The 12,223-nt window shown below is 68.0% G+C and carries 9 protein-coding genes and 1 pseudogene; 5 read left to right on the top strand and 5 right to left on the bottom strand.

Annotation, left to right across the window (positions count from 1 at the left end):
• Both CYU89_RS16135 and CYU89_RS16130 read left to right on the top strand, forming a co-directional pair.
• Nucleotides 1-856: pseudogene (locus tag CYU89_RS16135) on the top strand (hypothetical protein); the annotation flags it as partial.
• Nucleotides 853-2,562: a CHASE2 domain-containing protein gene (locus CYU89_RS16130; RefSeq protein WP_296282570.1), complete on the top strand. Its 1,710-nt coding sequence runs from the start codon at nt 853-855 to the stop codon at nt 2,560-2,562. The pseudogene CYU89_RS16135 and the gene CYU89_RS16130, both read left to right, overlap by 4 nt.
• Nucleotides 2,563-2,581: 19 nt before the next feature.
• Here the strand turns inward: CYU89_RS16130 and CYU89_RS16125 are convergent, their stop codons facing one another.
• Nucleotides 2,582-3,955, bottom strand: coding sequence for an MBL fold metallo-hydrolase (locus CYU89_RS16125; RefSeq protein WP_296282569.1), 1,374 nt, complete (start codon nt 3,953-3,955; stop codon nt 2,582-2,584).
• A gap of 164 nt (nt 3,956-4,119) precedes the next feature.
• Here CYU89_RS16125 and CYU89_RS16120 point away from each other — a divergent pair, with 164 nt between their 5' ends.
• Nucleotides 4,120-6,222, top strand: a complete 2,103-nt coding sequence (locus tag CYU89_RS16120) for a M13-type metalloendopeptidase (protein ID WP_296282571.1) — start codon at nt 4,120-4,122, stop codon at nt 6,220-6,222.
• Between the two features lie 204 nt (nt 6,223-6,426).
• Nucleotides 6,427-8,445: a M13 family metallopeptidase gene (locus CYU89_RS16115; RefSeq protein ID WP_296282568.1), complete on the top strand. Its 2,019-nt coding sequence runs from the start codon at nt 6,427-6,429 to the stop codon at nt 8,443-8,445.
• Nucleotides 8,446-8,514: 69 nt separating this feature from the next.
• Here CYU89_RS16115 and CYU89_RS16110 read toward each other — a convergent pair whose 3' ends face one another.
• Nucleotides 8,515-9,165, bottom strand: coding sequence for a rhomboid family intramembrane serine protease (locus CYU89_RS16110; protein WP_296282567.1), 651 nt, complete (start codon nt 9,163-9,165; stop codon nt 8,515-8,517).
• A gap of 43 nt (nt 9,166-9,208) precedes the next feature.
• Nucleotides 9,209-9,547: an MGMT family protein gene (locus tag CYU89_RS16105; RefSeq protein ID WP_296282566.1), complete on the bottom strand. Its 339-nt coding sequence runs from the start codon at nt 9,545-9,547 to the stop codon at nt 9,209-9,211.
• Between the two features lie 41 nt (nt 9,548-9,588).
• On the opposite strand from CYU89_RS16105, the gene CYU89_RS16100 reads away from it, so the two are divergent.
• Nucleotides 9,589-9,999, top strand: coding sequence for a hypothetical protein (locus CYU89_RS16100; RefSeq protein WP_296282565.1), 411 nt, complete (start codon nt 9,589-9,591; stop codon nt 9,997-9,999).
• 87 nt (nt 10,000-10,086) lie between these two features.
• Here CYU89_RS16100 and CYU89_RS16095 read toward each other — a convergent pair whose 3' ends face one another.
• Nucleotides 10,087-11,208, bottom strand: a complete 1,122-nt coding sequence (locus tag CYU89_RS16095; protein WP_296282564.1) for an inorganic phosphate transporter — start codon at nt 11,206-11,208, stop codon at nt 10,087-10,089.
• A 12-nt stretch (nt 11,209-11,220) separates the two neighbouring features.
• Nucleotides 11,221-11,847 carry a DUF47 family protein gene (locus CYU89_RS16090; RefSeq protein WP_056878267.1) on the bottom strand — a complete coding sequence of 209 codons (627 nt, stop codon included), beginning with the start codon at nt 11,845-11,847 and terminating at the stop codon, nt 11,221-11,223.
• Nucleotides 11,848-12,223: the final 376 nt, after the last annotated feature.

The raw sequence follows: 12,223 nt of genomic DNA, 5'->3' as shown, positions 1-12,223 counted from the left end.
GCAGCGTGCCCGCGCGGATCTCGCGTGGCCTGCCGTCCCCGGCGCGCAGCGATACCGCATCCAGGCCAGTGCGCAGCGTTCGTTCGACAGCCTGAGGGTGGATGCCGAAAGCGATGCCCCGCGCTACACGCTGCCCGTGCTCGGAGCGGGCCATTACTTTGTACGTGTCCGCGCGATCTCGTCCGCCGGGCTGGAAGGCCACGATGCGGTCGCAAGCCTGCAGATCGATGACCAGCCCGCGGCACCGTATTCCATCGCGCCGGCCGCAGGGGGCGTCATTCGCACGCCCGGGGTGGACCTGGCCTGGACGCAGGCGCCTGGCGCCGCCGCGTACGACTACGAGGTCGCGGGCCCCTCCGGTTTCGACCAGCCCGTCGCGCAGGCGCGCATCGAGCGCACCACGCAGGCCCGGCTGCCCGATCCCCTGCCCCCCGGCGACTACGCCTGGCGCATCCGCAGCGTGGACGGCAACGGGAAGGCCGGGCCCTTCGGCGACAGCGTGGCCTTCACCGTGCGTCCGCTGGCGGAGATCACCGACATCGACCGCGCTGCGGCCGAGCCTGGCAGCACCCGTGACGTGACCTTCCGCTGGCCAGCCGGCCAACCCGGGCAGCGCTATCGCTTCCAGATGTCGCGGACCCCGGATTTCAGCGCCCCGCAGGTCGACGAACTCGTCGCCGAGGCCGAGATCACCCTGCCCCGGCTGCGCTCGGGTACCTGGTACCTGCGCGCCCAGACCATCGACGTGGATGGCTTCGAAGGCCCGTTCCCGCCTGCCCAGGTGGTCGAGGTGCCCTGCCGCTGGTGCCGGATTGGCGCGGGAGCCGGCGCATTGCTCATACTGCTGGCCCTGTGAGCACCGCCCCGGCCACGCCCAAATGGAAACCCCGCCTGTTGACGGCGGTGGGCGCGGCCGCGCTGGCGATTCTCGTCACCCTGTCCGGGATCACCGCCCCGCTCGATGCGTGGGTGTATGACCGGTTGATCCTGGGCGCAGCGCCGGACGCCGACCCCCGCATCGTGGTGGTCGACGTCGACCAGAAAAGCCTGGCCGAACTCGGCCGGTGGCCGTGGTCGCGGCGCACGCATGCGCAACTCGTCGACCGTCTGCGGCTCACCGATGTGAAGGGCATCGCATTCAACGTGCTGCTGTCGGAGCCCGCACTGTTCGATCCCGAAGGCGACGCCCTGCTGGCGCGCGCGATCAGCCGCAGCGGCCGGGTGGTGCTGCCGGTGCTGGCCGAGCCGGTCCAGCTCAACAGCTCCACGGTCGAACTGATGCCGATCCCCGAGTTCGCGGCCTCGGCGGCATCGCTGGGCCATGCCGAGATGGCGCTGGATGCCGACGGCGTGGCGCGCACGGCTTATCTGCGCGCCGGCCTTGGCTCGCCGCACTGGCCCGCGCTGGCGTTGGCATTGCTGCAGCTCGACCAGCCCGCGGGCGCGGGCACGGAGTTGCCCGGGCGCCGGCTGGTCATGACGGGCCTGGAACCGGCCTCCGCATCGGAGTGGGTGCGCGACTACGAGGTCCGGGTGCCGTTCACTTCGCCGCCGAACGCGTTCCGCCATGTGTCGTACACGGACATCCTCAACCAGCGCATCCCGGCGTCGCTGCTGCGCGGCAACTGGATCCTCGTCGGCGTCAGCGCGACCGGCATGGGGCCGCTGGCGCGCGCGCCCGGCCAGCCCCCGAACGCCAGCATGAGCGGGACCGACTACCAGGCCAACCTGCTGAACATGCTGCTGAAACGCGCCGCCATCACGCCGATGTCGGAAGGCTGGCAGGCGATGCTGGCAGCGACGCTGGCGGCGCTTCCGCTGCTGCTCTCGCTGCTGCCCGGGCTTCGCCATATCTGGCGCCCCACCATCCTGACGATGGCCGGCGTCGTGGTGCTGTCGATCCTGCTGCTGCGCTATGCCCATGCCTGGTTCTCCCCGGTGCCCGCCCTGCTGGTGCTGGCGCTGGGCGCGTCGTTGTGGATCTACCGCCTGCTGCGGCGTACCCACCAGCAGGCGCAGTCGGATTCCCTTACCGGGCTGGCCAACCGCAGCCGGTTCGACCATGCCCTGGACCACGAACTGCGCATCGCGCGCCGCAGCGGCCAACCGCTTTCGCTGCTGGTGATGGACATCGACCACTTCAAACAGCTCAACGACACGCAGGGACATGCGGCCGGCGACGCCGCCCTGAAGTCGCTCGGGCGCATCCTCCGCAGCCGCGCGCGCCGTCCGCGCGACCTGGTCGCACGCCTGGGAGGCGACGAGTTCGCGGTGCTGCTGCCGGAGACCTCGGCACAGGCAGCGGCCACCATCGCCACCACCATCCATGTGGACCTGGCCAACCACGCACGCAAGCCGCACGGCGCGAACGCGGGCGCACCGCCGCCGTTCACCGCGAGCGTCGGCATCCACACCTATACGTCCGGCGACGATGTCGGACCGGAAGACGTGTTCGACCGCGCAGACGCCGCGCTCTACCGCGCCAAGCAGGCCGGCCGCAACCGCAGCTTCAGCCATACGGGCGAACACGACGCCATCGGCGCGCCGGTCACGCGCGCCTGACGTGCGGCGCGCGGCGTCGTCAGACGTCGACCACCATCCCCGGCCGCGCCAGTTCCACCGGCACCCCGTGGCGCTCGCCGATCTCGCCTGCCAGGGCTTCGCGTGCGCGATCCTCGCCGTGCACCAGCACCAGCGGCGGCGCGGGCTGGAAGTTGCCGTACCACGCCAGCAGGCCCTGCTGGTCCGTGTGCGCGGACAGGCCACCGACGGTGTGCCGCTGCGCGTTCACGCGGTAGTCGCGGCCATGGATGCGCACCCACGGCGCTCCATCGACCAGGCGCCGGCCCAGCGTGCCTTCGGCCTGGTAGCCGACGAACACGATATGCGCGTTGCGCCGCCCGACGTTGTAGCGCAGGTGGTGCTGGATGCGACCGCCGTTGGCCATGCCGGAGCCGGCGATGATGATGGCGCCGTTCTCCACCTGGTTGATCGCCATCGACTGCTGGGTGGTCTCGACCATGTGCAGGTTGGGCAGGCGGAACGGATTGGGCGACTGCGCCCACACGCGCCGCGCATCCTCGTCGAACAGGCCGTGGTGGCGCGCATACACGCCGACCACCTTTGCCGCCATGGGGCTGTCCAGGAAGATCCGCCAGCGCGCCAGCTTCCACGCCTCCCAGTGGCGGGCGAACCAGTACAGCAGTTCCTGCGTGCGGCCGACCGCAAACGCCGGGATGAGCACGTTGCCGCGGTCGCGCCAGGCATGCTCGAAGATCTCGCCCAGCTCGCGGATCGTTTCCGGGCGGTCACGATGGTTGCGGTCCCCGTAGGTCGACTCCATCAACAGCAGGTCGGCCTGCTTCACCACGCTGGGATCGCGCAGGATGGGCGTGCCCTTGGGGCCCAGATCGCCGGAGAACACGAGCTTGCGGCCATCGGCCCACAGTTCGACGATCGCCGAACCCAGGATGTGGCCGGCGTCGCGCAGGGCGATGTCCACGCCGGGCGCGATGGTCGTACGCTCGTCGTAGGGAACGGGACGCACGAGTTTCATGGTGGCGTGCACGTCCTCCTCGGAGAACAGCGGCTCCATCGCCGGCGCGCCCGGACGACGGCCGCGGTTGGCGCGTTCGGCCTCGGATTCGGACAGCGACGCGGTGTCCAGCAGCATGATGGGCAGCAGTTCGGCACTGGCGCCCTGCGTATGGATGGGGCCACGGAAACCACGCTTGACCAGCAGCGGCAGTCGCCCGATGTGGTCGATATGGGCATGGCTCAGCACCACCGCATCCAGCGTGGCGGGGTCGAACGGAAACGGCTCCGCGTTGCGCGCCTCGGCGTCGCGGCTGCCCTGGATCAGCCCGCAATCCAGCAGGATGCGCTGGCCGGCCGCTTCGACCAGGTGCATGGAACCGGTGACTTCGCCCGCCGCGCCATGGAAATGGACCTGCATGGAATGCCCTCCTCGCCGTGGCGCCCAGTATGGCCGCTACGGCCCCCAGGGGCATGACCTTCGACACACCTGCCCCCCCGGTGACAGGCGTAGAGTCGCCGCCACGCCCCCTCCGGGGGTTCCTTTTTTTCCATTGCCCCTGTCCGGGGCCGGAGTAGATCGTGATTGCCCGCAAACCCCAGATACTGATCCTGTCGCTGGCCGTGGCCGCCGCCCTGGCCGCCTGCGCGAAGAAGGAAGACGCCGCCCCCGCCCCGGATACGGCCGCCAAGGCGCCCGCCGCGCTGGAACTGAAACTGGACGAAAGCAGCCTGCCGGGCGTGAACCGCTTCCAGCTGGCCGACCTCGATACCACCAAGAACGCGTGCACCGACTTCGCGGGTTATGCCAACGGCAAGTGGCTGGCCGCCAATGCGATCCCCAGCGACCGCACCAGCTGGGGCGCGTTCGAAATGCTGGATGAGCGCTCCACCGCCATTCAGAAACAACTCGCCGAACAAGCCGCCGCGCACGCCGGCGCGACGGGCGTTGAAAAGATCGTCGGCGACCTGTGGGCGACCGGCATGGACGAAGCCAAGGCCAACGCGCAGGGCATCCAGCCGATCGCGCCGATGCTGGCCTCGATCGACGGCCTGCAGGACAAGGACGCCATCGTCGCCTACCTCAACCAGACCGCCGCCAAGGGACAGAACTTCCTGTTCGGCTTCGGCTCGCTGCCGGAGTTCAGCAACCCGGACATGAACACCGCGGTCGCCATGCAGGGCGGCCTGGGCCTGCCGGACAAGAACTACTACTTCGACGCCGACAAGAAGGACATCCGCACGGCGTACGTCGCGCACATCGCGAAGGTGCTCGAGCTCTCGGGCGTGGCCGCGGCCGATGCGCAGACGCAGGCCAACGACATCATGGCGTTCGAAACGCGCCTCGCGAAGGCCTCCAAGTCGCGTGAAGACCTGTCGCGCGACGTGAGCCTGTACAACAACATGGTGTCCGTCGCCGACGCCGACAAGCTGACGCCGAACTTCTCGTGGACGAAGTTCCTCGCCTCGCAGGGCGTGAGCGGCCTGCAGCAGTTCTCGCTCGCCATCCCGTCCTTCCATCAGGAGGTCAGCAAGATGCTGGGCGACACCGATCCGGCGACATGGCGCGCGTACCTGCGCTTCCACACCGTCGACGGCGCCTCGCCCTACCTGAGCGATGCCTTCGCGAACGAGCAGTTCAACTTCTACAGCAAGACGCTGCGCGGGCAGAAGGAAATCAAGCCGCGCTGGAAGCGCGTGCTCGACACCATCGAGGGCCAGAGCGGCGAAGCGCTCGGCCAGATGTACGTGAAGGTGGCCTTCTCGCCGGAAGCCAAGGCCAAGATGGAAACGCTGGTGGCGAACCTGGGCGCCGCGCTCAAGGCACGCATCCAGAATCTGGCGTGGATGAGCGACGAGACCAAGGCCAAGGCGATGGAGAAGCAGGCGGCGTTCACCACGAAGATCGGCTACCCCGACAAGTGGCGCGACTGGGCCGGTCTGGCGACCAGCCGCGACAGCTACATCGGCAACGTGCTGGCCGCGCAGGAGTTCAACTACAAGTTCGACCTGGGCAAGATCGGCAAGCCCGTGGACAAGACCGAATGGGGCATGCCGCCGCAGATGGTCAACGCGTACTACAACCCGTTCCAGAACGAGATCGTGTTCCCGGCCGCCATCCTGCAGCCGCCGTTCTTCGACCCGAGCGCCACGGATGAAATGAACTACGGCGGCATCGGCGCGGTGATCGGCCACGAAATGACCCATGGCTACGACGACCAGGGCAGCCGCTTCGGACCGACCGGCAAGTTCGAGAACTGGTGGAGCGATGCCGATTCCAAGGGCTTCAAGGCGCTCACCGGCAAGCTGGTGGCGCAGTTCGATGGCTACCGCACGGACGACGGCCAGAAGATCAACGGCAACCACACGCTGGGCGAGAACATCGCCGACCTGGGTGGCCTGGCCACGGCCTACGACGCGATGAAGAAGGCCACCGAGGGTACGCCGGACCCGATGACCGACGGACTGACCCGCGACCAGCGCTTCTTCCTCAACTGGGCCACGGTGTGGCGCCGCAACTTCACGCCGGAAGAGCTGAAGAACCGCATCGCCACCGACGAACACGCCCCGGCGCAGTTCCGCGCCATCGGTGCGCCGTCGAACCTGCCCACGTTCGCTGCGGCGTTCTCGTGCAAGGCAGGCGATGCGATGGTGCGCGGCGGCGACCAGCAGGTCGTCATCTGGTAACGACACGCAACTTCGCGCGTGAGGAAGGCCCGGCATGTCCGGGCCTTTCCTTTTGCGAGGGCTGGCCCGTACCCCTCGGATCGCCGAGCTGTGACACGGGCCCGCAAAAGTCGCCACCTGCGGCGGGATTCCCGTCGATCCCGCACGGGGCATGGACGGCTGCCTTGCTAGAATCGCCCGACCCCTGAACTCCGGACAGTCCTGATGCCCAGCCCGCGCCACGTCTTCGGCCGCCCCACCCTGATCGCCTTCGCCCTTGTCATCGCCCTGGGTGTCCCGGATGCCGATGCGCAGCGCAAGAAGCGCAATGCCGCTACTGCGGTGAGCGCGCAGTGCACGGACTTCTACAGCGCCACCAATGCGGACTGGCTGAAGAAGAATCCGGCGTCCGCCGAGGCCGGTGCAGTGAGCGTGCTGGGCGCCTTCCGCGAACGCACGCTGGATCAGCAGCGCGCCCTGCTCGATGCCGCCATGAGGGCACCACAAGGCAACGTGCAGAAGCTGCTGGGCGACTTCTGGGCCAGCGGCCTGGACGAAGCGGCGGTGGAGGCCGACGGCTCCAAGCCGATCGCGCCGCTGCTGGACCGCATCAATGCCATCAAGAAGCCGAAGGACGTCGCGCCGGCCATCGCCGCGCTGCACCAGGTCGGCGTGCCGGTAGCCTTCAACTTCAGCCCCGACGTGGACCTCCAGGCGCTGGACCGCCACATCGGCTACTTCATGCAGGGCGGCCTGGGCCTGCCCGATCCGGCCTACTACACCCGTACCGACGCGGACACGCGCGAACTGCTCGGCCGCTACCGCACCTACGTGAAGCAGGTGCTGGCGCTCACCGGCACGCCCGCCGCCCGCCTGGATGCCGATTCGGCGCTGGTGCTCGACGTGGAAACCAAACTGGCGCAGGTCTCCAAACCGCTGGTCGACCTGCGCAGCCCGTTCGCCAACTATGCGCCGGTGCCGACCAAGGACCTCGGCAAGCAGTACCGCAACCTGCAGCTGGATGCGTTCCTGAAAGCGCAGGGCGTCAGCGACGACACCGTGTCGATGGCCGATCCGGCGCTGTTCAAGCGCCTCGACAGCCTGGTCGGCAGCCTCAAGCCCGAGCAGTGGAAGGCCTACCTGCGCTGGCGCGTCGGCGATGCGATGGCGCCGTACCTTGCCAAGCCGTTCCGCGACGCCGAGTTCGACTTCCGTGGCCGCGTGCTGCGGGGCGAAACCGCGCCGGCGCCGCGCTGGCGCCAGGTGTTGGATGCGATCAACCTGGCCGCAGGCCCGATGCTGGGCAAGGAATATGCCGAACGTTACGTGCCCGCCGACCACAAGCGCCGCGCGGAACAGATCGCGGGCCAGGTGCGCGATGCGCTTGGCCGCGGCATCGAGCGCAGCACGTGGTTGAGCGACCCAGCCAAGGCCGAAGCCAAGGCGAAGCTCGACAAGCTGAAGATCGAAGTCGGCACGCCGAGGCGCGATCTCGACTACAGCGTGCAGCCGATGGGTCGCGGCAGCTTCGGCGGCAACATCCTGATCGCCTCGACCTGGCGCCATCGCGAAGAGATGAAGCGCATCGGCAAGGGCAACGCCGACCGCCGCTGGGACGTGCTGCCTCAGCAGCCGGCGCTGGCCTACGACCTGGCGCAGAACCGCCTGATCGTCACCGCGGCCGTGCTGCAGGAAGAGATCTTCGACGCGAAGCAGCCGGCCGCCGTGCAGTACGGCGCGTTCGGCGCGCTGGTCGGCCACGAGCTGAGCCGCGGCTTCGACGTGAAGGGCCGCATGGTCGACGCCAAGGGCCAGCTGCGCGACTGGTGGACGCCCGCCGATGTCGCGGCATGGAACGCGCTGGGCGACAAGGTGGTGACGCAGTACAACGCCTATGCCTTCCCCGATCTCAAGAACGTCAAGGTCAACGGTGCGCTGACGCGCGACGAGAACCTGGCCGACCTTGCCGGCGTCGAACTCGCATGGGATGCCTTCGCCACCGCCGAGCCGCAGGCCAACGCCGCCGCCAAGCAGTCCTTCTACAAGGCGTGGGCCACGCTGTGGGCACAGAATCTGTCGGAAGCCCAAGCCGCACAGCGTGCCGCCGTGGACGTGCACGCCCCGGGCCAGTGGCGCGCCAACGGCCCGCTGACGCAGCAGCCGTCCTTCGCCCAGGCGTTCACCTGCAAGGCCGGTCAGCCGATGCAGGCGCAGGAAGCGGCACAGGTGCGGATCTGGCGCTGAGCCGGAACCGAGTTCCACGAAGAAGAACGGCGCGGATTTCCGCGCCGTTCTTCTTCGTGAGGTCCCGCGCTACTTGACGCTGCGCAGATGCGGCGGCCTGGGTTTGCGCGGCCCCCTGCGGAACGGCGGCTGCCCGCGCCAGTACCGGATCATCAGCCAGCCGAACACCATGCCCCCCAGGTGCGCGAAGTGCGCGACGCCCGGCTGCAGGCCGCTGAAGCCGAGCACCAGCGCAAGCACGGCGTAAAAGATCACGAGCGTGCGTGCCTTGATCTCCATCGGCAGCGGAAAGACGATCATGCGGTGGTTCGGGAACAGCATCCCGTAACCGAGCAGCAGGCCGAACACCCCGCCGGACGCGCCCACCGTCGGATAAGGCAACGCGCCGGCCGACACCATCCACCAACCCACGGCAAGCTGCAGCAGGCCCGCGCCGGCGACGCAGACCAGGAAATACGTCAGGAAGCGCTTCTGTCCCCATGTCTGTTCAAGCGGCGACCCGAACATGTAGAGCGCCAGCATGTTGAAGGCCAGGTGCGCGAGACCGCCGGTATCGTGCAGGAAGCCGTAGGTCAGCAGTTGCCACGGCATGAACCCGTGACCGACAGGCCATAGCGCGAACCACGCTTCAAACGCCGCACCCATCGTCAGCTGGAGCAGATAGATCGCGACGTTGGCGATCAGCAGATTGCGGGTGACGGGGAGAAGTCGGGGAAACATGGCAAACCTCGAAACGGTCGCGTTACATCATACGGGCAGCGCGTCAGCGCGCGCCCGGCCCCCACAGCGCCGCATCCAGATCGTCCGCCTTGCGCGGCCGCCTGACGCGCCCGTTCTCGACCTTCACGCCCTCCGCGCGCAGGCGCTGGCTCTGTTCGCGGAACGCTTTCGAGCCCTCGGGGAAGGCGATGCGCCCGTCCGAGCGCAGCACGCGATGCCACGGCAGCGTAGGGTCGGTATTCTGGCTGAGGATGCGCGCGGTCAATCGCGCACGGCCCGGCAAGCCTGCCCGCTGCGCCACTTCGCCATAGCCGGCGACCTGACCGTGCGGTATCGCACGGATTGCGGCAAGAATGCGATCTTCGGGAGACTTGGCGCCCATGCGGGATTAGCATAGCGGTATCGGCAACAGGGGAGCATCCCATGCAGAACTTCGAACAGGTCCGCGGCCACCTGAGTTCCTCCGGCTACAAGGTGACCATGCACGACCCGTATGTCGCCTGCGTGGAGCTGTCGCTGGACAATGGCAAGCGCCACCAGACGATCTACCTGTCCGAACTGGGCAACGATGACGAGCGCGGCTATCTGCGCGTGAGCACGGTGATCGCCCCGATGACCGGCATCGACGCCAGGCGCGCATTGAAGTTCAACTGGCAGAGCAGCGTCGGCTACCTCGCCATCGGCGAACTCGATGGCGTGCCCTACCTGCAGCTGTGCGAGAACCGTCCGTACGAAAGCCTCAGCCCGGCGGAAGTGGACCGGCTGGTGCTGGAGATCGGCGGCTTGGGCGACAGCATGGAGCGCGCCCTCTCCGCCGAAGGCGACCTGCTGTAGGGCGGGCTCAGGCCCGCCATCGCGGAGTCGCCAAAGAAAACGCCGGGCAAGCCCGGCGTTTTCTGTTCCAACGGATGCGGGGCCACGTCACGCCCAGCCGATCGATTCGAGCAACCGCAGCAGGCCGTAGGCGATACCGCCCGCGGCGGGAATCGTCAGCACCCACGCCCACAGGATGCGCTCGATCACGCCGAACTTCAGCGCGCGCGGGTTTTTCGCGAAGCCCACGCCCATGATCGCGGTGGAGATGCTGTGCGTGGTCGAGACCGGCATGCCGAAATGCGCGGCAACGGTCAGGATGGTGGCCGAGCTGGTCTCCGCGGCGAAGCCGTTGATCGGATGCAGCTTCACCATCTTGTGACCGAGCGTCTTGATGATCTTCCAGCCGCCCGACGCGGTGCCCAGCGCCATCACGATGGCGCAGGTGATGACGATCCACATGGCGATGTCCTGCTCGCCCGCACTGCCCGGATGCAGGAACGCCAGCCAGCCCGGCAGGTTGTCGAGCGCGCCGCTGGCCTCGGCACCGAACAGCGTCAGCGCGATGATGCCCATGGTCTTCTGCGCATCGTTGTGGCCGTGCGCGTAGCCCATGTAGGCAGCCGACAGGATCTGCGCCTTGCCGAAGAACTTGTTGACGAAGTGCGGACGCGCCAGACGGCCCAGCCAGCCGCCGAGCTTCGACAGCAGCACGATCAGCCCCCACAGCAGCACCATCACCACGATGCCGAGCACGAAGCCCGCCACCGGCGACGAGATCATCGGCAGCACGACCTTCCACAGGATGCCCTTGTTCTGCGTCCAGTCACCGGCCGCCTGCGACCAGAGCAGCGCGCCCCAGTCGTTGTGCGCGGCGGCCAGCGCGGCACCGCACAGGCCGCCGATCAGCGCATGCGACGACGACGACGGCAGGCCCTTCCACCACGTGATCAGGTTCCAGATGATGCCGCCGAGCAGGGCGCAGAGGATCACCTGCGAGGTCACCTGCACCACGTTGGTATCGACCAGGCCGGAAGCGATCGTCTTCGCGACGGCCGTACCGGTCAGCGCGCCGATCAGGTTCATCACCGCGGCCAGCATCACCGCCTGGCCCGGCGACAGCACCTTGGTGGCGACGACCGTGGCGATGGAGTTGGCGGTGTCGTGGAAGCCGTTGATGAACTCGAAGACGAGCGCGGCGAGGATCACCACCAGCACGAGGGTAAGCATGGGCGCGACCCGTCAGCTGTTCTTGAGGACGATCTGGTACGCCACCACGCCGGCCTCGCGGCAGCGGTCGATGGCCTTTTCCAGGATCTCGAAGAACTCCTTCAGCAGGAACATCTGCAGGTGGTCCAGGCGACCGGAGTAGATGTCGCGGTAAAGCTCCAGCATGAGCCGGTCGGCCTCGTTCTCGATCGCGCGCAGCTTCTCGTTGAGCGACGTCATGCGATCGATGTTCATCTTCTTGATCTCGTGGACCATCTCCACGACCACCGACGCCGCCTGCTCGAGCATCGCCGCGCGCGGTGCGAAGTCGATGCCGTCCAGGTGCTGGATGGCCAGCGAATAGCGGTCGGCGAACTTCTCCACCTGCTTCGGGATCTTGTACAGCGCCGAGCCCAGCGCCTCGATGTCCTCGCGCTCGATCGGGGTGATGAAGCTGTCCACCAGCGCCTTGCCGATCTTGTCCGAAGCCGCGCGCTCGCGCAGGCGCGCCAGCTTGAAGGCATCGAGCGCCGGCTGGCGGTCGGTGGCCTTCATCATGGTATGCAGGGCCTTGGTGCTGTCGTGGGCGGCTTGGGCGGCCTCGTCCAACAGCGTGTAGAACTGCTGGCCGGAGCCGAAGATCGTCTGGAGGGAGAACATCGGGCGGTCCCACCGTCACGGGATGGACGGCTTCAGGGGCGGAATTATGACCGTTCCGTGACGGTTGCGGACAGCCCGACCCGGTGGCCGGCGCCGCCCGCGGGCCTCCCCATTAGCCGAATGTCTCGTTCAGCTTCACGCGTCCGCCCGTCGGTCGTTTGCTAAACTCGCGCCGCGCCTCCGGGTGCACCCTATGGACGACGACCCTACCTCCCCCCACTGTCCCCCGCGACAGACCCCGCCCGCCTCGCCGGCCCTCCCCGCTCTGAACGGAGACTCCCGTGCTTGAGCTGCTGATCGTTTTTGCCCTGGTGCTGTTGAACGGCTTCTTCGCCATGTCCGAGATGTCGGTCATGACCTCGCGCAAGAGCCGGCT

The organism is Pseudoxanthomonas sp. (assembly GCF_002863005.1).
Taxonomy (GTDB): domain Bacteria; phylum Pseudomonadota; class Gammaproteobacteria; order Xanthomonadales; family Xanthomonadaceae; genus Pseudoxanthomonas_A.
The sequence above is the reverse complement of the archived record's forward strand: the minus strand, read 5'-3'. Positions and strand labels throughout refer to the sequence as shown.

Excerpts from the sequence above, each read along its gene's own strand:
- CYU89_RS16125 (WP_296282569.1), bottom strand. The coding sequence starts at position 3,955 with ATGCAGGTCCATTTCCATGGCGCGGCGGGCGAAGTCACCGGTTCCATG.
- CYU89_RS16115 (WP_296282568.1), top strand. The coding sequence starts at position 6,427 with ATGCCCAGCCCGCGCCACGTCTTCGGCCGCCCCACCCTGATCGCCTTC.
- CYU89_RS16110 (WP_296282567.1), bottom strand. The coding sequence starts at position 9,165 with ATGTTTCCCCGACTTCTCCCCGTCACCCGCAATCTGCTGATCGCCAAC.
- CYU89_RS16105 (WP_296282566.1), bottom strand. The coding sequence starts at position 9,547 with ATGGGCGCCAAGTCTCCCGAAGATCGCATTCTTGCCGCAATCCGTGCG.
- CYU89_RS16100 (WP_296282565.1), top strand. The coding sequence starts at position 9,589 with ATGCAGAACTTCGAACAGGTCCGCGGCCACCTGAGTTCCTCCGGCTAC.
- CYU89_RS16095 (WP_296282564.1), bottom strand. The coding sequence starts at position 11,208 with ATGCTTACCCTCGTGCTGGTGGTGATCCTCGCCGCGCTCGTCTTCGAG.
- CYU89_RS16090 (WP_056878267.1), bottom strand. The coding sequence starts at position 11,847 with ATGTTCTCCCTCCAGACGATCTTCGGCTCCGGCCAGCAGTTCTACACG.